Origin of the sequence: Paraburkholderia sediminicola, from assembly GCF_046026855.1 — a bacterium.
Lineage (GTDB): Bacteria > Pseudomonadota > Gammaproteobacteria > Burkholderiales > Burkholderiaceae > Paraburkholderia > Paraburkholderia sediminicola_A.
The window spans coordinates 1-20,739 of the sequence record NZ_JAQQET010000017.1 but is presented as its reverse complement, the minus strand read 5'-3'; the positions used below and the strand labels follow the sequence as shown (position 1 = coordinate 20,739).

At 62.2% G+C, this 20,739-nt stretch carries 18 protein-coding genes, 1 pseudogene and 1 riboswitch; of the genes and pseudogenes, 11 read left to right on the top strand and 8 right to left on the bottom strand.

What is annotated here, in order from left to right; genetic code table 11:
• Nucleotides 1-184: 184 nt before the first annotated feature.
• Complete coding sequence (locus PQR40_RS19765; protein ID WP_408509746.1) at nt 185-2,683, top strand: FUSC family protein; 2,499 nt, start codon at nt 185-187, stop codon at nt 2,681-2,683.
• Nucleotides 2,684-2,828: 145 nt separating this feature from the next.
• Here PQR40_RS19765 and PQR40_RS19760 read toward each other — a convergent pair whose 3' ends face one another.
• Both PQR40_RS19760 and PQR40_RS19755 read right to left on the bottom strand, forming a co-directional pair.
• Nucleotides 2,829-3,035: a hypothetical protein gene (locus PQR40_RS19760; RefSeq protein ID WP_408232783.1), complete on the bottom strand. Its 207-nt coding sequence runs from the start codon at nt 3,033-3,035 to the stop codon at nt 2,829-2,831.
• Nucleotides 3,036-3,121: 86 nt separating this feature from the next.
• Nucleotides 3,122-3,604, bottom strand: a complete 483-nt coding sequence (locus PQR40_RS19755) for an Lrp/AsnC family transcriptional regulator (protein WP_120305114.1) — start codon at nt 3,602-3,604, stop codon at nt 3,122-3,124.
• A gap of 273 nt (nt 3,605-3,877) precedes the next feature.
• On the opposite strand from PQR40_RS19755, the gene PQR40_RS19750 reads away from it, so the two are divergent.
• Entirely contained in the window at nt 3,878-4,387 is a 510-nt protein-coding gene (locus PQR40_RS19750; RefSeq protein WP_408509745.1) for a cysteine dioxygenase family protein, read from the top strand.
• An 18-nt stretch (nt 4,388-4,405) separates the two neighbouring features.
• On the opposite strand, the gene PQR40_RS19745 is transcribed toward PQR40_RS19750, so the two are convergent.
• The 4 genes from PQR40_RS19745 to PQR40_RS19730 form a co-directional block, all read right to left on the bottom strand.
• Nucleotides 4,406-7,018 (bottom strand): mechanosensitive ion channel family protein, encoded by a 2,613-nt coding sequence (locus PQR40_RS19745; RefSeq protein WP_408509701.1) that lies wholly within the window; start codon nt 7,016-7,018, stop codon nt 4,406-4,408.
• A 198-nt stretch (nt 7,019-7,216) separates the two neighbouring features.
• Nucleotides 7,217-7,864: an NAD(P)-dependent oxidoreductase gene (locus PQR40_RS19740; protein WP_408232789.1), complete on the bottom strand. Its 648-nt coding sequence runs from the start codon at nt 7,862-7,864 to the stop codon at nt 7,217-7,219.
• Between the two features lie 143 nt (nt 7,865-8,007).
• On the bottom strand, nt 8,008-8,463 hold the full coding sequence (locus tag PQR40_RS19735) for an Rrf2 family transcriptional regulator (RefSeq protein ID WP_408232791.1): 456 nt from the start codon (nt 8,461-8,463) through the stop codon (nt 8,008-8,010).
• Nucleotides 8,464-8,562: 99 nt separating this feature from the next.
• Nucleotides 8,563-9,036 carry a BCAL1086 family glycoprotein gene (locus PQR40_RS19730; protein WP_408232793.1) on the bottom strand — a complete coding sequence of 158 codons (474 nt, stop codon included), beginning with the start codon at nt 9,034-9,036 and terminating at the stop codon, nt 8,563-8,565.
• 319 nt (nt 9,037-9,355) lie between these two features.
• Between PQR40_RS19730 and PQR40_RS19725 the strand changes: the two genes are divergently transcribed.
• Together PQR40_RS19725 and PQR40_RS19720 are read left to right on the top strand one after the other, a co-directional pair.
• Complete coding sequence (locus tag PQR40_RS19725; protein WP_408232796.1) at nt 9,356-9,937, top strand: DJ-1/PfpI family protein; 582 nt, start codon at nt 9,356-9,358, stop codon at nt 9,935-9,937.
• 129 nt (nt 9,938-10,066) lie between these two features.
• A pseudogene (locus PQR40_RS19720) lies at nt 10,067-10,392 on the top strand (hypothetical protein).
• Here PQR40_RS19720 and PQR40_RS19715 read toward each other — a convergent pair.
• The gene (locus tag PQR40_RS19715; RefSeq protein ID WP_408232802.1) at nt 10,393-12,147 is read right to left on the bottom strand and encodes a sensor histidine kinase; all 1,755 of its coding nucleotides are present in this window, start codon (nt 12,145-12,147) and stop codon (nt 10,393-10,395) included. It abuts the pseudogene before it with no gap.
• 410 nt (nt 12,148-12,557) lie between these two features.
• On the opposite strand from PQR40_RS19715, the gene PQR40_RS19710 reads away from it, so the two are divergent.
• From PQR40_RS19710 to PQR40_RS19700, 3 genes are all read left to right on the top strand, one after another.
• Nucleotides 12,558-13,760: an ammonium transporter gene (locus tag PQR40_RS19710; RefSeq protein WP_408509700.1), complete on the top strand. Its 1,203-nt coding sequence runs from the start codon at nt 12,558-12,560 to the stop codon at nt 13,758-13,760.
• A gap of 108 nt (nt 13,761-13,868) precedes the next feature.
• Nucleotides 13,869-13,930: riboswitch (Fluoride riboswitch) on the top strand.
• Between the two features lie 79 nt (nt 13,931-14,009).
• Nucleotides 14,010-14,390 (top strand): fluoride efflux transporter CrcB, encoded by a 381-nt coding sequence (gene crcB / locus PQR40_RS19705; protein ID WP_408232811.1) that lies wholly within the window; start codon nt 14,010-14,012, stop codon nt 14,388-14,390.
• Between the two features lie 26 nt (nt 14,391-14,416).
• On the top strand, nt 14,417-14,578 hold the full coding sequence (locus PQR40_RS19700) for a hypothetical protein (RefSeq protein ID WP_408232814.1): 162 nt from the start codon (nt 14,417-14,419) through the stop codon (nt 14,576-14,578).
• Here PQR40_RS19700 and PQR40_RS19695 read toward each other — a convergent pair.
• A complete protein-coding gene (locus PQR40_RS19695; RefSeq protein WP_408509699.1) occupies nt 14,575-15,537 on the bottom strand; it encodes an alpha/beta fold hydrolase in 963 nt (320 codons plus the stop codon). The genes PQR40_RS19700 and PQR40_RS19695 overlap by 4 nt on opposite strands.
• Before the next feature lie 220 nt (nt 15,538-15,757).
• Here PQR40_RS19695 and PQR40_RS19690 point away from each other — a divergent pair, with 220 nt between their 5' ends.
• From PQR40_RS19690 to PQR40_RS19675, 4 genes are all read left to right on the top strand, one after another.
• Nucleotides 15,758-16,723 (top strand): LysR family transcriptional regulator, encoded by a 966-nt coding sequence (locus PQR40_RS19690; RefSeq protein ID WP_408509698.1) that lies wholly within the window; start codon nt 15,758-15,760, stop codon nt 16,721-16,723.
• Nucleotides 16,724-16,879: 156 nt separating this feature from the next.
• The gene (locus PQR40_RS19685) at nt 16,880-18,082 is read left to right on the top strand and encodes an NAD-dependent formate dehydrogenase (protein ID WP_408232823.1); all 1,203 of its coding nucleotides are present in this window, start codon (nt 16,880-16,882) and stop codon (nt 18,080-18,082) included.
• An 8-nt stretch (nt 18,083-18,090) separates the two neighbouring features.
• On the top strand, nt 18,091-18,603 hold the full coding sequence (locus tag PQR40_RS19680; protein WP_459252660.1) for an HPP family protein: 513 nt from the start codon (nt 18,091-18,093) through the stop codon (nt 18,601-18,603).
• A 299-nt stretch (nt 18,604-18,902) separates the two neighbouring features.
• Complete coding sequence (locus PQR40_RS19675) at nt 18,903-20,468, top strand: tannase/feruloyl esterase family alpha/beta hydrolase (RefSeq protein WP_408509697.1); 1,566 nt, start codon at nt 18,903-18,905, stop codon at nt 20,466-20,468.
• The last annotated feature ends 271 nt before the right edge of the window (nt 20,469-20,739 follow it).

The window sequence follows — 20,739 nt, the reverse complement described above, 5'->3', positions numbered from 1 at the left end:
CCGCGACAGACATTGAAGCGACAGCATAACAAACGCGCTCCCAGGGCAGAACCTGGCCAGACGGACGAGGTCAGATCAGGCACAAAATCAGTTAGACTCGACGGCAGTTTGGGTCTGCCCCGGGTCGGCCCCTGGGTCGACCTTTTCAACCGCGTTTTCTCAGTGAATGGAATCCAGGCAGTCGATGCGCTATTCGGTTGAAATAAAAAAATTCCTCTACAGCCAGTACTTTTATGGCGGCCTGCGCATCGCAGTCGGCGTGTCGTTACCGGCCATACTGTGTTTGATCGTGTTTCACGACCGCGAACTCGGCTTCACGATCGCGACCGGCGCACTCGGCGCATGTGTGGTCGATATGCCGGGGCCGCTCAAGTACAAGCACAACGAGATGCTGGCGTGCACGTTGATCGGCTTCCTGTCCGCGCTCGCCACCGGTCTTGCCACAGTCAACCCGGTGGCGCTGTGGTGTACGGTCGTGCCGCTCACCTTCGTGCTCTCGTTGATCGTCGTGTATGGCAACCGCTGGCCGCAGATCAGCTTCGCCACGCTGTTCATGATGATCATGACGCTGGAAGATCGTTTCACGCCGATGCAGGCGCTCGTCAATGCGTCATGGATTCTGGTGGGCGGTCTCTGGTACACGTACTGGTCGACCTTCGTGAGCCGCTGGATGATGCATCGCATCGAACAGCAGGCGCTCGCCGAAAGCGTGTTCGCGTGCGCGGACTATCTGCTCGCGCGCGCCGCCTTCTACGATCTCGATAACGATCTCGACGAGTGCTATCGCAATCTGGTCGACAAGCAGATTACCGCAGTCGAGCGTCAGGACGCCGCACGCGACATCGTGCTGCGCAATCTGCCCAAACTGAAAGCCGGCCGGCTCGAACCGCGCCGGGCGATGCTGTTCAATCTGTTCATCAATACCGTCGATCTGCACGAATTGTTCGTCGGCACACATGTCGATTACTCGCTGGTACGCAACACGTTTGGCGGCTCCGACCTACTGGTGTTTTACCGCGATCTGATTCGCAAATCCGCAGCCGATCTCGAAGAAATTGGGCTCGCGGTATTGCAAAACCAGCCGCCGCGTATCCGCGTGAATGTAAAAGCCGAATTGCGCGCCATCGAGTTCGAGATCGAACTGATGCGCAAGCAGGACCTGGCGGCCAAAAATCCTGAGGCTTATTCGGCGATATCGTCCACGTTCCGGCGCATCTGGAGCGCCACGCGTCTGATCGACAAGATGCGCAAAAGCCTGTCAAGCGATCCCAGCGCGACCGAGACCGAACTGCGCCTCGACCAGGCGCTTTCCCGTTTCGTATCGAGCCGCCGCGTGCCGTTCGGGCAAATCTTCTCGAATCTGACGATGGCCTCGCCGAGCTTTCGCCATGCGCTGCGCGTGACGATTGCGGTCGCCGTGGGTTTCTGGCTAGGCCGTCTGCTGCCGCTCACCAACGCATACTGGATCGTGATGACCACGGTCATCATCCTGAAGCCCGGCTATTCGCTGACCAAGCAGCGCAACGGGCAGCGGATAATCGGGACGCTGATCGGCTGTGCGGCAAGCATCGCGTTGATGATCTTCGTCAAGGAACCGCACATCCTGATGGTGGTGATGTTCGCGTCGATGGTGATGAGCTACAGCCTGTTGCTGTTCAATTACACGGCGAGCGTGGTGTTCACGTCCTCGTATGTGCTGCTCATGTTCCATCTGCTCGCGCCGGGCAGCATGCGCATCATCGGCGAACGCGCAATCGACACCGTGGTGGGCTGCGCGATTGCGATTGCGGCGAGCCACCTGTTCCCCTACTGGGAATACCGGTTGATGGGCAAGCTCGTCAACAACATGATCAATGCGACGCGGCAGTATCTGGAGGCGAGCTGGTGGTGGAGCGGCAAACCGGCTGCCGCGGTTGTCGCTACGGTAACCGAAGCCGGTGCGTTTGCACCCGCTGCGGCGATGGCTGATCCGGCGATCGAATTCGCCAGACCGGCGCTCGCAGCGGCAGACGCCGGAGCGAATGCGGGCGGCAACGCTGCTCCCAAAGTTGGCGCAAACGCTGGTGAGACTGCTGGTATAAACGCCGGAGCGACCATTGGTGCAAGCAACGCCGGCACCACCATGGTAAGCAACGCGACCGCCAAGCCGACCGGTGGCGCGTCCCCTGCCGCCGTAGCCGCTGCCACAGCGCTCGATCGCGATTATCGCTACCGGCTCGCGCGCAAGAACGTCCACGTGGCGTTCGCCAATCTGGGCCAGGCCTTCCAGCGCATGATGCTCGAGCCGAAGTCCGCACAGAAGTTCGTGCCGGAATTGAACGATCTGCTGGTGCGCAGCCACGTGCTCGCCTCGCAGATCACAGTGGCCGCGCCGTTGCTGCGCACCTCCGCGCAGCAGGCAGACAGCGTTTCGCTACAGCCGTTGCAACGCGCGCTGAGCGCGATCCGCGACAATCTGACCGAAGCCGAAGCCGGGAGCGCGCCTGCCGCCGATCAGGGCGAGCAGGTCAAACAGCTGGCACGTGAGTTGGATGCGATGGTGGTCGAGACGGAGAAGTCGCCGGACCACTCGGCGGACGCCGTGCACGACATGAAATTGCTCGCGCATCAGTGCAAGCAGATGCTGACGGCGTCGGCACTGATTCGCAAGGATGCGAGCATGATTCGCCTGCCGGAAGAGTGAAACGACAAGGGCTGCGATAAGGAGCCGCGCCTGTCGTGTGCGGCGTGCTCGCGGCTAGCGTTCTGTGCACGCCAGCTATCAACGTTGCGTCAGGCGTCGCGGCCAAATCCGGCACGATGCCGGACCATCGTTCACTCGGGCCGTCTTATTGCGCGGCGTCGCTTGTGGGCTTCGCTACCGTCGCAGCCGCAGCGTCCGATGAAATGGTCGGCGCCGGCGCGTTCTCGCGGTCGAAATCGCGCTTTTCGGTGATGGCGTTATAGAAGAGCGTGGCGATCACCAGCAGTACCGCGACCACGATGAAAACAGCAATGCCAAAGGTCGGGTTCTTCTTGCGCGGCGGTTTGTTCATGAGGCGGGCTCGGTTCGCGAGGCAGTCGCGGATAGTGTCTGGGAAGGCGGCATTCTACGCCCACTGAGCTTGCACACGGCTTGCAGTCAGCGCCCCTCCACCACCGCCGAAGGCCGCACCGGCAGCGCCGTCGAGTACTTGATCTGTTCCATCGCAAAACTCGAACTCACGTCATACAGCGGCACAGCGGCAATCAATAGCTTGTAGACGCGATCGTAGTCGTCGATATCGGACACCACCACGCGCAGCAGGTAATCGGTTTCGCCGCTCATCCGGTACACCTCCACCACCTCCGGAATCTCCTGCACCGCACGCGTAAAAGTCTGCGCCCAAGCCTCGGTGTGCTGGTTCGTGCGCACCGCGACAAACACGGTCGTGCCCACGCCCAGTTTGCGCGCGTCGCACAGTGCCACCTGCGCGCGAATCACGCCCGTCTCCTTGAGACGCTGCAGGCGCTTCCAGCAAGGCGTTTGCGACAGATTCACGCGCTGTGCCAGCTCGGCGATCGGCATGGTTGCGTCTTCCTGCAGCAGTTCGAGCAGCTTCCGATCGATAATATCCATTCCCATCATCACACCTCCATAGGAAATTATTCTACTTTTATGACTCTAGGGGGAATTATATGGAAACTCTTTCTCCAGGCAAACGGGTATAAATATGTCTATCCAAAAATAGCCGATAAGCAGCCATACCGCTGCGCAGCGATCATGAGCCAAGACCTCCGTTCAGCACCCGTCACCCGTTCCTCTGTCAACGCCGCACAGTTTGCCGCGGCGAATGAAACGCCCTCGAGCGCGCATCGCAGCGCGCCGCTCGCGCATCTGTGCGACGCGCTCGACGCGATGTTCGAAGCCTGTGTGAAATTCCCCGAGCCGTCGGATTCGACCTTCTTCGCGCGCAGCATGCGCATCGCGCTTGCCGAAGCCGCGGCGAATCCCGGGTTGCTCACACCGGCACAGCGCGAAGGCTCCGCTGAAAATTACCGCCGTCATCTGCTGGCCGCCGACCCACATGGCCGCTATGCGATCGCTGCGCTCGTGTGGCAGCCACACCAGGCGAGTCCGGTGCATGCGCATCACACGTGGTGCGGCTACGCAGTGCTCGACGGCACGCTGAGCGAAACAGTCTTCGAATGGAATGGCGCACAGCACTGTGCAAGCGCCACCCGCACACAAGCGCGCAATACCGGCGCCGTGTCGTTTGTGCGCGGCGGCAGGGCTGGCATTCACCGGCTGGGAAATTGCAGCGACGCGCCCGCTGTCTCGCTGCATATTTACGGTGTCGCGGGTGCGCAGATCGCCACGCACGTCAACGACATCGTGCGCACAGCCGACGCACCCGCGCTCGTCTGAAACCCGCGTGTAGCGCAATCAGCTTTTGCCGCCCGCCTCGCCTGCCGTCGGAATCTGCGGCGGGATCGGCGCGGTCTGCCCGGTCGGCGGCGGCGCCGGACGCGGTTCGTGCGACACATCGCGCGCCACCGCCGCGGCAGCGTGCGCGGCCCGCGTCGAACCCGCTGTCTCGGCATGTGCGTGCCCATGCACATGCGGCCCGACCCCGGACATTTCATCGTCCTGCAAAGGCTGTCCTTCACTATCCTTCGACGATGTGTACACCCGCATCTGTGGCACCGGAATCTCGATACCGGCTTCGTCCATCTTGCGTTTAAGCCTCAAATTGAAGGCGCGCGCCACGCTCCATTGCTGTAACGGCCGTGTCTTGATCTGCCCTTTCACGACCATCCAGTTCGGATCAAAACGGTCGAGCCCCCACACCTCGATCGGTCCGAGCATTTCGCGGCGATAACGGAAGTCGGCCATCAGATCGGCGCCGACTTCGCGAATCAGTTGCGTGATCTGATCGACATCGGTCGAAAACGACATCCGCACTTCAAACACTGCATAGGCGAAGTCGCGCGAAAGATTCTTGACGATCTTGATCTGCGAGAACGGAATCGCGTGAATCGCGCCTTGCCCATCGCGCAAGCGAACGGTGCGGATCGACAGATGCTCGACGGTGCCCGCGTGACCACCGTCCACATCGATCCAGTCGCCGACCGAAATCGTGTCTTCGATGATGATGAACAGGCCCGTGATCAGGTCGGTCACGAGCGACTGCGCGCCGAAACCGATCGCGAGGCCGATCACACCGGCGCCTGCCAGCAGCGGCGTCACATTGATACCCAGATTCGCCGCCGTGACGATGCCGGCAATCGTCATGATCGTCACCAGCAGCACGTTGCGCAGCAGCGGCAGCATCGTGCGCGCCCGCATGCTTGGATTGCGCGACTTGTTGCGCGGACCGCCCGGATTGAGGGTTTCGGTAATCGCGGTGTCGACCAGAATCCACAGCAGCCACGAAACGAACACCGTCGCGATGATCGCTGTCACCGCATGCGCAATCCCGCGCGCCGCAACGTTTTCCTCGACGACTTCCGCAAGCGACACCCCCCACAAACGCGCCGCCAATTCGAAGAAGAACAGCCAGATAAAAAGCGTCAGCAGCGTCCCGCAAAAGCGCAGCAAGCGCGTCAGATACGGTGAGCGGCGCCGGGCACGCGGGCTGCGCGGGCGCGTCATGCGCAACACGATAGCCGACAGGAAGAATGCGAACACCAGCAAGAGTGCGGTCACCACCGAAATCTGCAGCACGTTTTCGCTGGATCCCGAGCCGCCGAGCGTGGCCACCACCGATGCGGCGGCGAGCACCAGCACCGGCACGTGCCAGAGCGAAGCGAGCACGTCGAACGCGTCGGTCGCGGCCCGGTGATCGTGGCGCTGCTCGTAAGGCCGGTTGCGAATCAGATGCGCGACGGGCCGGCGGAACGCCAGCGCGAAATAGCCGGTCAGCACGGCGGCCGTCATGTTGGCGGCCGTCGAAATCAGCGCCGCGAGATTCGATCCGAGCTGATGCTCGACGTCATAGTTGACCGCCGCATCGCCGAGCGCGGCGCATACGCCCACCACGAACAGCACGCGCCGCGCATGATCGATCAGCAGGCGCACCGCAACCCGCCGATGCCCCGAGCCGAACAGCGAAAACATGATCAGACAGATCGCCGAGAACACCGCGCCCGCAACAATCGCATAAGCGACCACCATGCCGAGCGTGCGGCCGAGCGCATCGGGCATGGCGCGCACGAACAGCAGCGCCGCGAGAAAGGCCACGATCCACGGGCCAACGCGGCGCAGCGCGAAGATAAGCAGCTCACGCGTAGTGGGATTCGGATTGAGTCCCATGAGAATACCGAAGCGCCGGTATAGCCGGTGTTGCACGTAAATCAGCGCGCCGGCGCACGCGCCCCAGCCGGCCAGCATGGCAATCATCGAAAAGACGATGCGACCGAAGCTCTCTTTCCCCTGGCCCGAAACGATCGTGTAGAGCTCGTTGGCGGCCGCATTGAAGCGTCCGCCCCAATAGCGCACCGGCGTGCGGCCCTGATGCACATCGGATTCGAACGACGCGATGCCTGACGCGATCGCGCCGAGCAAGCCAGGACTCGGTTGCGCGGGCGCGGGCGGCGCGACGTTTTGCGAGACCTCGCGCAGCTTTTTGAGCTGGGCGACGAGCGCCGTGCGCTGCCGGTCGTTGTCGAGCGTGGCGATCACGCTGTCGAGCGAGCGCGCCAGTTCCGCCTGGCTAGCGGGCGACGGCGCAGAGGCCGCTTCCGCGGCAGAAGCGGCCGAGGCGGCAGACGCAGGCGTTGCCGTCGCGCTATTGATCAGGCTCTGCAATGCCGGAATGACCGGCGTGCCGGTGCCGGCAGCCTGGGCGGTTGCGGGCATCCACCCGATGCCGAGGATCAACGCGAGGCAGACCGTGGCCGCCCATGCGCCGAACCACGCCGCGACGTGAGCGCGAACGCCGCGTCGAGCGCTGAATCCGGAATGACTGGACGAAACATGAAAGTCGGCGTGAGTCGCCGGTTGGCCGCCGTTGGACGGCGCGGCCCCGGACTCACGCCGCAACGGGCATGACTGCATGGCGATCCGTGAGAAAACGGGAGACGCCAGTGTAGCCGCAGTTTTACCGCCAGCAACCGAACATGCGTAACCGATTGTTAGGACGCTTGCCTGAATTCAAGGATTTGCGGGCCGCCGTCATCCCCTCGAACGGCCGCTACGACACACGCAACGGGCCACGCGGGGCACGAGCCGCGCGCGAACCCGCTCCGTTGAGGCTCAATAAGCCACCGTCGCGATCTGATGGACAAAACGGCCCTGCTCCAATTCATCGACGAAGGCAATCGCATAGTCTTCCGCGGAGATACGGCTATTGCCCTCGGCGTCGGCCAGAAGCGTGTTCGCGCCCGTGCGGAACGTGCCGGTACGCTCGCCCGGGGCGATCAGCGCGGCCGGTGCGAAGAAAGTCCAGTCGAGATCGGTGACGCCGCGGTAGTAATCGAATGCGTCGCGGTGCGCCAGTGCGATCGGTTTGTAGGCGTCCGGGAAACCATCCGTGTCGACCAGTTGCTTGCCCGGCGCCACTTCGAGCGAACCCGCGCCACCCACTACCACGAGGCGCTTGAGACCCGCTGCGCGGACGCCGTCGACGAGCGCATGGGTCGCCTTGGTCAGCGCCGCGAGATCGTCTTGCGGCGGCGCATAAGCGCTCGCCACCACATCGTGCCCGCGCACCGCGGCGCTGACACTCGCGGCGTCGAGCAGATCGGCCTGAGCGGCTTTCAGATTCGCCACATCCGCCGGCACGCGCGCCGGATTGCGCGCCAGCGCCGTGACCTGATGTCCGCGACGGGCCGCTTCCGCGGCGATCCGCGAACCAATCGTGCCGGTGGCGCCAAACAACGCGATTTTCAACTGTTTGCTCATTTCGATACTCCGGTCATTAACTTATATGTAACTACATTGATTACATATAATGGGGAAAAAAGAGGGGCTTGGGCCCCCGTCCATTCTCAGGCACGCGCGTCGACTACATCACACGCGCCCTTCTCTACTGCTTCCTCACTACGTTATCCATGCGGACGCCGTTTGCTTTCACGCGTCCGTTCGGCGCGTACCACGTCGGCGGTGGCGTCGGCCAGCGTGCGTGCGCCGAGCGATGCTTCCATGGCTTGCTGCGCTTCGTCGATGATGCCGCGCAGCACGACCTGGATATTGCGCCCCACCATGCACGCCGGATTCGGCTCCTCGCGATGCATGGCGAATAATTGTGCGTCGTCCACCGCACGATACACCTCGACCAAGCTGATGTCCTCAGGCGCCCTGGCAAGCAGCGCGCCGCCGCCCGCGCCGAGTTGCGAGGTAGTGAGACCCGCCTCGGCCAGCATGGTCAACAGACGCCGGATCAACGCAGGATTCGTATTCACGCTGCCCGCGATCATTTCCGACGAGAGCGGCACGCCCTCCTGCAACGACAGCAGTGCGAGTACATGCACCGCAAACGCAAACCGGCTACTCGTATTCACAACAAACCTGCCCGGCGACGACAATGTGTAACCATGGTAATTACATTTAATCCGGCTGTCAAACCGGCTGTCAAACGGACCGGCGCACAGGCCACGATCTCACTTGTCCATCTGCTTTTGCGCATCGCTGGAATCACTCGACGTCGACGAAGAGGCTGAAACGCTCGCCGACGACGCCGAACTTTGCGCCGACCACTCCTGCAACTTGCGCCCTGCCGTCTCGAGGCCCTGGCCGGTCAGCGCCGCCGCCTTGCCGAGTTGCGCGTTCGTCGCGCTCGCCGCACCTTGCAGATTGGCTTGTGCGGTCGATGCCAGTGAGGCTGGATCGATCGTGATCGACGGCGCGGACGCCGATTCGAGGTTCTGCTGGGTGGCGGCCTTGGTCGCATCGACCTGCTGGCCGACGTAGCTGGCCGCCTGATCGAGCTTCTGACCGGCGGCTTGCGCCGCATCGTTGAGCTTGCCGGCAACCTGTGCCGACGCATCGTTCTTCTGACAAGCCGTCAGGCCGCCGAATACGAGGGCGACAACAGCGACGCGGCGCAGCAACGGTGAACGAATAGATAAAGTCATATTTGAGTGTGAGCCGCATTGAGCGGCTTCCGCATGCGAAAACGCGCCAATGATACGCCGTCGCGCATCACGGTCTCCGCGGCGAGTCCCCGGGAGCCCGCGCGCCCGAAGCTGCGGCGCGCGCCGCGGCATCAAAGTCAGCGGCGCCAGGCTGCGCTAGGGCTGCCCGAAAACAGGTCAGCAAACGCCGCTGCGCGCCCAACTGCAATCCTGCATCCCTGCATACGCGCCATCGGGCCTCCGTCGCGGTTCTGTCAAATGCGTTGGAGTAGACTGCCTGAGCGTTCGATGTGTTCCGTTGATCAATTGGAGGCATGCGATGGCAGCAAAGAAGATTCTGTTCCTGACCGGCGACTTCGCCGAGGATTACGAAACGATGGTGCCGTTTCAGGCACTGCAGGCGGTCGGTCACGTGGTTGACGCGGTCTGTCCGAACAAGAAAGCCGGCGACAAAATCAAGACCGCAATCCATGATTTCGAAGGCGACCAGACCTATACCGAAAAACCTGGGCATCAATTCACGCTCAACGCAACGTTCGAAGACGCCGATCCCCGTCAATACGATGCGCTGGCAATCGCGGGCGGCCGCGCGCCGGAGTATCTGCGACTCAATCACAAGGTAATCGAACTCGTGCGGCAGTTCGCCGAAGCGGGCAAGCCGATCGCCGCGATCTGCCACGCCGCGCAACTGCTGGCCGCCGCCGACGTGATTCGCGGCAAGCGCATTTCCGCCTACCCGGCCTGCGCGCCCGAAGTCAAGCTGGCTGGCGGCGAGTACGCCGACATTCCGGTCGACGCTGCGATCACCGACGGCAATTTCGTCACCGCCCCCGCATGGCCCGCGCATCCTGAATGGCTGCGTCAATTCCTCGTGCTGCTCGGCACGCGGATCGAACTCTGATCCTGAGGCGAGCGCCTTGCCCTCGCGGCAATGCGCGCTCGCCTGAACCTACCCGCATTTGAGACTAATCCGATAGTTCGCAACGGAAAGCTTTCCTATAGTCGCCGGTTGACCTGGGAGCCTTTTTCGATGGAACTGACTGATTGGATCGTCATTCTCGCCGTCACGTTGATGGCGATTGCTTTTTTCTGTGCGCGCACACCGGCCAACTGGTCGCGAGAAAACCGCGCGCGACGTCTGGCGGGCACACGTATGCTGGTACAAGCGGCGTGCGCGCTGTGGGGGGCGCTATTGATCGTCGCACACGGCCTGCTCGCCCTGGCGGCTTGCCCGGCCTGCATCCCGCGCCGCTCGAGGCGCTCACGGGCGTTGCGATCCTGATCGTTTGCGGCTGCTACTGGTCGATTCGCGGCAGCAAACTGCTCAAACCGCGCCGGCTGTTTACCGCTTACTGATTACCGCGTACTGATATCGGGCGTGGCATTGGCGGCATGCGCCGCCGCACCGCCGTTCAGGCCAGGGCCTTCACGATCAGCGAGGCCCGCGCCTACTTCGCGCACATCACGAACCGCGTGAACACCCTCCGCTAACGCGACATGCGTCTCGACAGCCAGTTGCGCCGTCCGCATCCCGGCTTCGGGCAGCGAGAGATAAAACGTCGTACCCATGCCCTCCTTCGACTCCACCCACACACGGCCGCCGTGCCGCTCCACCACACGCCGCACGAGCGCAAGGCCAATGCCCTCACCCGCCGCCACATTGCCGTGCAGACGCTGAAAGGCGTTGAAAAGCCGTGGCAGCGCGATCGCCGGAATGCCCAGGCCATTGTCCCGCACGTAGAAAATCCGCAGTGAATGCACGCCCGGCGGCGCCGGCGTCGTACCAATTTCAATCTGGCCTTCGCGGGCCGGGTCCAGATAATTGACCGCATTGCCGATCAGGTTCGCGAATACCTGTTCGAGCGCGGTCGGATCGCCCCACACCGCCGGCAAGTCGTGGACGATGACGTGCGCCCGGCGCGCCCGGATCGACCCTTGCATCGCATCGATCACGCGCGGCACGATATCGCCCACTTCGACCTTTTGCTGCCGGTACTCGACGCGGCCGACACGCGACAGCCGCAACAGCGCGTCGATGATGTGCGATGCGCGCAGCACCGCCGTCTGCAGGAAATGCAGCGCCTCACCGATATCCTCGTCCACCACCCGTTCGATACGCTGCCGCGGTTCCGCCGCGAGCGACGACCGGCGCAGCATCGCGCGCAGTTCGTCACATGCGCGAATCAGTTCTTTCGAGAAGCCTTGCAGATTCACCAGCGGCGCACGCAGGTCGTGCGACACGCTGTAGATGAACATTTCATTTTCCTGGGTCTGTTGCCGCAATGTCTCGTTGATGCGCGCAAGTTCACCGGCGCGACGCGCCAGATCGGACTGGAAACGCGCCTGGATGCGCTCGGCTTCGAGCAGGCGCCGGCTGGTTTCATGCAAGGTCAGATCGAGCCGGGCGATTTCATCGCGGCCGGGGCCGATCGGCGCTAGCGGCTCGTTACCCGCGAGTCGCCCGGCGTTATCGGACAGCAGTGCGAGCCGGCCGCGCACGCCGCGCGTGAACAACCAGACAGCCAGCGCGACGAACAGCAAGGAGCCGAACACGGCCGCGACGATCAGCATCTGTTGCCGTCCGCGCGCGGCTTCGGCGGCGTTCGAGCGCAACGTGTCGAGGCTCCGCTCTTCGGTCTGGAAGGCCGCCACCTGCTGACGAAAGCGATCGAGCACGTCGGCCGAGGCCAGCTCGCGGAAACGATCGAGCAGATCGCGCCGCCGCCCCGAATGCAGCATGTCCTGAACGCGATCCGACCACTGGCGGTACCCCTGCACCGCCTGGCGCACCTGCACCACGCGCTCGACCTGCGCCGGGTTATCGGCAACCAGCTCGGCCAGTTGATCGATGCGCCGGTCGACGTCCATCCACAAGGTAACCGGTGTCGTAAAGCGGGTATCGTTGGCGAGCACCGCGCCGCGCAGCGCCACGGATTCGCCCAGCACCGGATCGAGAATCGCGGTGGTCTGGCGCAGCACGTCTTCGCTATGGATGGCCCACTGCTCCGCCTGGGTCGCGTCGGACTGCGCCTTGACCAGTCCGGACAACAGCGCCAGTTCGAAGAGGGCCGGAATCGCGATCAGCAACAGGCCTTTAGTGGTCAGTCTCATGCGTGCGCATTGGAGGTCGATGGCCGGCAGATCGTGCACGGGGACGGCACATTATGTCGGCCTTTGGGCAGGAAGACAAAGACGACACGCCACGGACCAGACTTCTTCCGCCAAATTCAGCGCCCTCTGCAGCGAATGTGCATACAACGTCAGGCTTTTGAATTAAACGTAAATAAAATCGAATGTTTTGCCCATGTTTGGATCACGAGATCAGTTATGGACCCAATGTGCACTTATATTGTGCTTTCACTGCCGTTCACGGTGCAAAGGCCGGCGCGTCGCACGATTGGCGGCGACTGACATGAAACCCATCCCGGTGCGGATTTGCACCTGATCGACGCTTCAAGGCACAAATTTGGCCCGCTTCTTGCATTCAATGCCCGTTTTTTTGGCATAAGCGGGACACATCGATGGAAAGTCTGAAAACCGGCACCGACACCCTCTTCCTTTTGCTAGGTGGCGCGATGGTGCTGGCCATGCATGCGGGCTTTGCATTTCTCGAACTCGGCACGGTGCGCAAAAAGAATCAGGTCAATGCACTGGTCAAGATTCTGGTGGATTTCTCGGTTTCGACGATCGCGTATTTCTTCATCGGCTACACGATCGCCTATGGCGTGCAGTTCTTCGGCAGCGCCGAGTCGCTGGCCGCGCACAATGGCTATGCGCTGGTGCGCTTCTTCTTCCTGCTGACCTTTGCGGCGGCGATTCCCGCGATCGTGTCGGGCGGCATCGCCGAGCGCTCGAAATTCAATCCGCAGCTGTTCGCCACCTTCGTGCTGGTCGGGTTCATCTATCCGTTCTTCGAGGGGATCGTGTGGAACGGCCGCTTCGGCATTCAGAACTGGCTCGCCCAGGTATTCGGGGTGCCGTTTCATGACTTCGCCGGTTCAGTGGTGGTGCATGCGTTCGGCGGCTGGGTCGCGTTGCCGGCCGTGCTGCTGCTCGGCGCGCGCCACGGCCGCTATCACCGCGACGGCGGCATTGCCGCGCATCCGCCGTCGAATATTCCGTTCCTCGCGCTGGGCGCATGGGTGCTGACGGTCGGCTGGTTCGGCTTTAACGTGATGAGCGCGCAGACCATCGACAAAATCAGCGGCCTCGTGGCAGTCAATTCGCTGATGGCGATGGTCGGTGGCACGCTGAGCGCGTGGCTCGCGGGCCGCAACGACCCCGGTTTCACGTACAACGGTCCGCTCGCCGGGCTGGTCGCGGTATGCGCAGGCTCCGACGTGATGCATCCGCTTGGCGCGCTGGTGACAGGTGGCATTGCGGGCGTGCTGTTCGTCACCATGTTCACCTGCGTGCAGAACCGCTGGCGCATCGACGACGTGCTCGGCGTATGGCCGTTGCATGGTCTGTGCGGCGCATGGGGTGGCATCGCAGCCGGCATCTTCGGTCTGCATGCGCTCGGTGGCCTGGGCGGCGTATCGTTCGGGGCGCAACTGGTCGGCACGCTGGGCGGCATCGTGGTGGCGACGCTCGGCGGCACGCTCGTGTACGGGGCCATTCGCATGACGGTGGGCTTGCGGCTCGATCCGGAAGACGAGTACAACGGCGCGGACCTGTCGATCCACAAGATTTCGGCGACGCCGGAACGCGAAAGCGTCGGCTGACACGTTAGCCGCAACACACCGCTAGCGGCGCGCCGGATGTTTCGTATCCGGTTGCCCGCCGAGCATGCCGCGCCCACCTGTCCCCCAGTGGGTTCGCCGATGCTAGACTTGCGCGCTGGAGATGGCATTCTCCCTTAACCGCCCTTGTGGCTGATGATGCCTGCTTCGCCCGGATGACGACGGACGCGGCATCGCGCGCCCCCGCTCAGCCCGGTTTGTCGACCTTTTCGCTTCGCCAGGGCAATTTTCATGTATTGGTCCATTCTCGCCGTCGGCATCGGTGGTGCACTCGGCTCGCTGTTCCGCTGGTTCCTCGGTATCCGTCTGAACGGCCTGTTCGCCGGCTTGCCGCTCGGCACGTTCGCCGCCAACGTGATCGCCGGCTACGTCATCGGCGTCGCGGTCGCGGGATTCGCGCGGGCGCCGCAGATCGCGCCCGAATGGCGGCTCTTCGTCATCACGGGCTTGATGGGCGGCCTGTCGACTTTCTCGACATTCTCAGCGGAAGTCGTACAGCGCTTGCAGGACGGACGGCTCGGCTGGGCAGCAGGCGAGATCGCCATTCATGTGGGCGCGTCGCTCCTGATGACCGTCCTCGGCATCGCAACTGTTTCGTTGCTGGCGCGCTAACAAGCCGGAGCTGGATACACCGGCCGATGCCCAACTGGAATGGGTACACGGGCTATACATACCTGAACGTCAACTACGAGAACGACGCACCAGATCTGACCGACGGCACCGACCCGAAGCATGTTTTAAGGATCTGGACGAACTACACGTTCATGCAATGCCTGACGAACGGCGTGACGATCCGCTAGTAGTCCGATGTATTGAATGTCCGCAGGAAGTCGAGGAGCGCTGCCGTCACTGCTTCCGGCGCCTCCTGCTGTATCCAATGGCCGATGCCGGGGAGCAGTGTGCTGGAGACAAGGCCCGGCAAGTTCTCCGAATGAGCCGTATAGGCGTCACGTCGCCAATTCAGCACAGGGTCCCGCGCGCCCGCGAGGAACATCGCCGGTTGTGTGATGCGTGCGCCGGCAAAGGCGCCGAGCAATCCCCAATTCCGGTCAAGATTGCGATACCAGTCGAGTGGCGCACGAAAGCCACGGGCGAAAGCCGCTGTTTGCAGGCTAAGGTCCTCCGGCGTCAGCCAATCCGGCAGACCGGCGGGCGCCGGGAAGGTAGCAAGAAATCCGCTCCCGGCGACCATGCCGTTCCAGAGCGGCTCGGGCGCGCCGCCAGAGAGGCCCCAGTAAATGCGGCGGAGGCTTTCCGCCGGATCAGCGTCAAGCTCCGCCTCGGCGCGACCCCGCGGTTCGAACCAGAGCCAGTAGAAGTGCGCCCGCCCCAGGCGGCGCAGGGTCGCGAGCGGCGGAGAAGAAGTGCGAGGGATGAACGGAACCGAAAGTCCGGCGACGCCGATAAACCGGTCAGGCCGCAACATGGCTGCCGTCCAGGCAACGACCGCACCCCAGTCATGACCGACGATCACGGCTTTCGGATGCCCAAGCGTATCGAGCAACCCGACCATGTCGCCCACCAGATGCAGGATCGTAAAATCCTCGATCGTTTCGGGGGCACTGCTGCCGCCATATCCCCGCATGTCAGGCGCGATCACACGGTATCCCGCTTCGGCGAGCACCGGCACCTGATGGCGCCAGGAATGCCGCGATTCGGGGAATCCGTGGCAGAGCAGGACCGGCATACCGCTGCCGGCAATGTCGGCTCGTAGCTCGATCCCGTTGGTGGAAAAATCCCCTGTCTCGATTCGCATCATTTGCAAACCCACCTGCTGATTTTCTCGGCGCAGCGTAGCACTCTGCGCATGCGCCGGTATGTGGCTGAAAACCCTGATTCAATCCTGGTCGGCATAGTGGTCTTTTCTCCCGACATCCGACTGCACTCATGCCTGGGTGTGTGGCACGCGGTCATGATCACATGATCCAGCACAGTGCGTGGCGAGTTCGTTATATTCCTTGTGATATAACGAAGCCGGCATGTGCAAATGGCATCTGCCGGTACCCGGGAGCGCGATGTTCATCCGTCAACTTCATTATCTGGTTACGCTTGCGAAAGAGCAGCACTTTGCCAAGGCTGCCGAACTGAGCCATGTCTCGCAGCCCGCGCTTTCCTCCGCGATCCGAAGCCTTGAAGCAGAGTTGGGTCTGGTCATCGTCAGGCGCGGCAGGCGTTTTCTTGGCTTCACCGAAGAAGGCGAACGGGTGCTCGGATGGGCCCGCCAGACGCTCGCCGCGCTCGAAAATATGCGGCAGGACGCATCGGCCGCCCAGGTGCGGCTGACCGGCACGATCCGCATCGGCGTCATTCCCACGACGATGCCCATTGTGGGCTTGTTGCTGGGCGCGTGCCGATCGGATCACCCCGCGATCCGATACGCCGCGCGCTCGCTGAGTGCGGACACGATCCTTCGCCAGTTGGACGACTATGAACTCGATATCGGGTTCACGTATCTGGATAATCGCGTCCAGGCGGGGTTTGCGGTTCTTCCACTGTATAGCGAGCGTTACTTTCTGCTCTCCCCTCCTGACTCGCCTGCCAGACTGGATCTGAACCGTTGGGACGCGCTTGGCGAACTGCCGTTCTGCCTGCTGGGCACTACGATGCAGAATCGCCAGGTCATCAACGCGGCATTTCGCAGCGCCGGCGTTCAACCAACCGTCGTGCTCGAAACGGATTCCTTGCTCGCACTGTATTCGAACGTCCAGCATGCCGGCCTATACAGCATCCTGCCGCACAGCCTGTTAAGCGTGCTCGACACCCGGACCAGCGTCAACGCAACGCCATTGCTGCCCGAACTGACACGCGAGATCGGTCTGATCACGCGCAATTCTCCGTCCATACCGCCGCTCGCTGCAGCGATGTGGAGCGCGGCAGAACGACTCGATCTGCAGCAATCGTTCGATACATTACTCAACAACGCAGACATCGCCGCGCTGCAATAGCGGGAGTTTAATAAGCAGCGGTTATCAGTCGATCCGTCCAAACGATTGGACCGGCCCGCTTCCCTCAAAGACACTGTGCTCATCGATGCCTCGCATCGACCCGGCCGTCAAACGGTTGACGCCGGATCACTATTGCATTGAGTGGAGCGAGACGACATGGCCAAGGTTCTTTGTGTGCTGTATGACGATCCGGTTGACGGTATGCCGAAGCGGTATGCGCGTGACACCATTCCTGACATCACCCATTATCCCGACGGGCAAACCGCGCCAACCCCCGAAGCGATCGATTTCACGCCGGGTCATTTGCTGGGTTGCGTATCGGGCGAACTGGGACTGCGCAAATATCTCGAATCGAACGGCCACCAGTTGGTCGTGACGTCGAGTAAAGACGGTGCCGATAGCGTGCTCGACCGCGAACTGCATGACGCTGAAATCGTCATTTCGCAACCGTTCTGGCCGGCCTATATGACCGCCGAGCGCATCGCGAAAGCACCCAGACTCAAAATGATCGTCACCGCCGGCATCGGTTCGGACCACACCGATCTGCAGGCGGCAATGGATCGGGGCATCACGGTCGCCGAGGTCACTTATTGCAACAGCAATAGCGTAGCCGAACACGTCGTGATGACAACGCTTGCGCTGGTGCGCAACTATCTCCCGTCGTATGACTGGGTTATCAGGGGCGGCTGGAATATCGCCGATTGCGTCGAACGCTCCTATGACCTTGAGGCGATGAACGTGGGCACCGTCGCCGCCGGCCGTATCGGCCTGCGCGTACTGCGGCTGCTCAAGCCCTTCGACGTGAAGCTGCACTATCTGGATCGCCACCGCCTGCCGGAGTCGGTCGAGAAGGAACTCAACCTCACCCACCACACCAGTCTCGAGAGCCTGACCAAAGTGTGCGACGTCGTGACGCTGAACTGCCCGCTGCACCCCGAGACCGAGCACATGATCAACGCGAAGACGCTTGCGAATTTCAAGCGTGGTGCTTATCTGATCAATACGGCACGGGGCAAGCTGTGCGACCGCGATGCCATCGCCGCAGCACTGGAAAGTGGTCAGCTAGCCGGCTATGGGGGCGACGTCTGGTTCCCTCAGCCTGCACCGGTCGACCATCCGTGGCGCAGCATGCCGCACCACGGCATGACGCCACACATCTCCGGCACCAGCCTGTCCGCGCAGACTCGCTACGCCGCAGGCACCCGTGAAATCCTCGAGTGCTTCTTCGAAGGCAGGCCGATCCGCAATGAATACCTGATCGTGCAAGGCGGCAAACTTGCGGGTGTCGGCGCGCACTCGTACAGCGCAGGCAACGCGACGAAGGGATCCGAAGAAGCTGCCCGCTTCAAGCAGAGCTAACCCCGCATATGGCCTCCCCGTCCGCCGCTCCCTCTGGCGTCAACGGGGCCTCGACGCGGCACGCCCGGGCCGGCAGCATCATGCTAGCCGGCCTGGGCGCGTTCGCGGCCCTGGCTCTCGTGGGCATGCTGGCGCAGAAAACCTCGCAACCGTGGATCCTCGGGTCGTTCGGGGCAACCTGCGTGCTGCTGTTCGGCTTTCCGGCCAGCCCGTTTTCACAACCGCGCAACATCATCGGAGGTCACGTTCTGACGTCACTGGTCGGTTTGCTATTTCTGCATCTACTCGGTCCGGGGTACCTGCCAATGGCCGCCGCCGCGGCATGTGCCACGATGCTGATGATGCTGACACGCACCGTCCATCCACCGGCCGGCAGCAATCCGGTCATCATCTTCGTGGCTCAGCCAGGCTGGTCTTTCTTGCTGTTGCCAACGCTCTTTGGGGCTTGCGCGCTGGCTTTGATCGGATGGCTCTACTGGACAATCGTTAAACGCGGTTCGTGGCCAACGCCGCCGCAGTGACTCCGCGGTCAGCTACTCGATTGCAACGATGACCCTGGACACGTCCCCGCCCCCAGGCCAGCCCCTCCCTCTGTCGACTTCAACTTTCACACGCAATACGTCGTGGGGTGCGTTTGTACCCCACGCACTTCCTGCGTTCGCCCACTGCGCGCCACTTCAATCAAATCTGCGTTGGTTCTCCAGGGTTAACGTCGCTATCCGAGCGATTTCCGACAACTTATGCTGCACCTCACTCACAAAACCGACCGGTCGGTTAATTAATAAAAACAAAAATTGTTGTCCTCAACCAGGAGATATGAATGGCAAATCAGAATGTCAGAGGCTCGGACGGCGCGCGCAGGCGGATCACCCAGTCGTACCTGGTATGGGGCATCGGCAGTCTTTGCAGCGTATTTGTCACTGCATGCGGAAGTGGTGACGTGACACCCCCCACGGTCGCCCAGACCAATGCGTCCAAATGCACCACGCTCAACGGCCAAACCATCGGCGGGATCCAGATCACCGCCACGAAGCGCACCGAAGCGAGCGGCGATGTGCCCGCCTACTGTAAAGTTAGCGCGACCGGCGCTCACGGCACCACGCTCGACATCGAGGTCGATCTTCCGGACAACTATGCGAACCGGTTATTCCACCAGGGCGGGGGCGGTTTCGACGGATCCATTCCAACCGTCGAATCTGTCAACCTGACTTACCCTCTCACCAAACCGCTGCAACGCGGCATGGCTTTCACGGCTTCAAACGGTGGCAACCGGGACGGCAATCCTGCCGATTTCATCACCAATGCGACCCAAAAACAGGACTACTCGTACGCCGCGCTCGGCACCACCGTACATTTTGCCAAAGCGGTGATTAGCGCCTTCTACGGTCAGTCACCCAAGTACACCTACTTCGAAGGCGCATCGAACGGCGGCCGCAATGCTTACCTCGTCGCACAGGATTGGCCCGGCGATTACGACGGCATCATCGCCGGCTCCGAAACCATGAATATGGCGACGCAAACCATGGCATGGCTGAACATGGCCTCCAAGGTCGGGACGCCCGCCATGCCCAGCAGCGCGCAATGGACGGCGGCCTATCAGGCAGCGCTGCAACAATGCGGGAACGCCAACGGCGTGATACTGAACCCGGACGCGTGCACCTACGATCCCGCTCCCCTTCAATGTGGAACCGCAGGCGCGCCCGCCGCGACCTGCCTCACACCGGCTCAATTGCAGACCGTCCGGCAAGAAATCGGCGCACTGGATACCGGTAGCGGAACGCTGCTCTATTCCGGTTACTACTGGGCCGACTTCGGCAGCTCGCTCGGTGTCGGCGCGTATGCAACGCTGGGCGGCGGATTCGCCGGGATCGCGACAGGCAATGGCAATTGGCTCTTACCGGCCACTGCCGCAGGAAGTTTGCAGGCAACCTTTAATGTCGATAGCGCCTATCCGGTCATCGCCGCAGGTTTGCAAAGCGCGGGAGCCGATCACAGCCTTCAGGCTATCGCCCAGTATCTGACTTCGGGCAAAAAGCTGATCTCGTTCCACGGCGGCGCCGATCCGCTGCTGTCGGCTCGTGACCATATCCGCAACTGGCTGACAATGACGCAACTCGCGGGGTCGGCGGCCAGTAATGCGCGGTTCTACCGTGAGGCCGGTGTGGGTCATGTCGAAGGTGGCAATGGACCGGATCAGTTCGACTACATTGGTCCGATGATCGCCTGGGTCGAGCAAGGCGTCGCACCGGGTCAACTGACTATGACCAAACTCGACACGAACGGCAACGTGACAGCAACGCTGCCTGACTGCCCGTATCCGACGGTGCCGCACTACAACGCGGGAGACATCAATCAGGCGGCCAGCTATAGCTGCGCAAGCAGTTAAAAACGCAACGACCCATGATGCGGACGAACGCTGACTACGAGTTGTCACGCGTCCAACGCATGGGTCGTTTCCGCTTGTCAAAGCGGTTTGCACTCAGGTCTGAGCACATCGTAACTAGCGCAAAAATATCAGCTGTGCGGGCCGCACTGCATGTACTTTGACGTCAAAGTTGGGCGAGCCGCGCCAAAAAGGCGTCAATCTGATGTTCCTCTGTGGCCCAGGACGTTACGAGGCGAATCACAGAATGATCGTTATCCGCCTTTCTCCAAAC

Coding starts and splice junctions, on each gene's coding strand:
- PQR40_RS19765 (WP_408509746.1), top strand. CDS start 185: ATGCGCTATTCGGTTGAAATAAAAAAATTCCTCTACAGCCAGTACTTT.
- PQR40_RS19760 (WP_408232783.1), bottom strand. CDS start 3,035: ATGAACAAACCGCCGCGCAAGAAGAACCCGACCTTTGGCATTGCTGTT.
- PQR40_RS19755 (WP_120305114.1), bottom strand. CDS start 3,604: ATGGGAATGGATATTATCGATCGGAAGCTGCTCGAACTGCTGCAGGAA.
- PQR40_RS19750 (WP_408509745.1), top strand. CDS start 3,878: ATGTTCGAAGCCTGTGTGAAATTCCCCGAGCCGTCGGATTCGACCTTC.
- PQR40_RS19745 (WP_408509701.1), bottom strand. CDS start 7,018: ATGCAGTCATGCCCGTTGCGGCGTGAGTCCGGGGCCGCGCCGTCCAAC.
- PQR40_RS19740 (WP_408232789.1), bottom strand. CDS start 7,864: ATGAGCAAACAGTTGAAAATCGCGTTGTTTGGCGCCACCGGCACGATT.
- PQR40_RS19730 (WP_408232793.1), bottom strand. CDS start 9,036: ATGACTTTATCTATTCGTTCACCGTTGCTGCGCCGCGTCGCTGTTGTC.
- PQR40_RS19725 (WP_408232796.1), top strand. CDS start 9,356: ATGGCAGCAAAGAAGATTCTGTTCCTGACCGGCGACTTCGCCGAGGAT.
- PQR40_RS19715 (WP_408232802.1), bottom strand. CDS start 12,147: ATGAGACTGACCACTAAAGGCCTGTTGCTGATCGCGATTCCGGCCCTC.
- PQR40_RS19710 (WP_408509700.1), top strand. CDS start 12,558: ATGGAAAGTCTGAAAACCGGCACCGACACCCTCTTCCTTTTGCTAGGT.
- crcB (WP_408232811.1), top strand. CDS start 14,010: ATGTATTGGTCCATTCTCGCCGTCGGCATCGGTGGTGCACTCGGCTCG.
- PQR40_RS19700 (WP_408232814.1), top strand. CDS start 14,417: ATGCCCAACTGGAATGGGTACACGGGCTATACATACCTGAACGTCAAC.
- PQR40_RS19695 (WP_408509699.1), bottom strand. CDS start 15,537: ATGATGCGAATCGAGACAGGGGATTTTTCCACCAACGGGATCGAGCTA.
- PQR40_RS19690 (WP_408509698.1), top strand. CDS start 15,758: ATGTGCAAATGGCATCTGCCGGTACCCGGGAGCGCGATGTTCATCCGT.
- PQR40_RS19685 (WP_408232823.1), top strand. CDS start 16,880: ATGGCCAAGGTTCTTTGTGTGCTGTATGACGATCCGGTTGACGGTATG.
- PQR40_RS19680 (WP_459252660.1), top strand. CDS start 18,091: ATGGCCTCCCCGTCCGCCGCTCCCTCTGGCGTCAACGGGGCCTCGACG.
- PQR40_RS19675 (WP_408509697.1), top strand. CDS start 18,903: ATGGCAAATCAGAATGTCAGAGGCTCGGACGGCGCGCGCAGGCGGATC.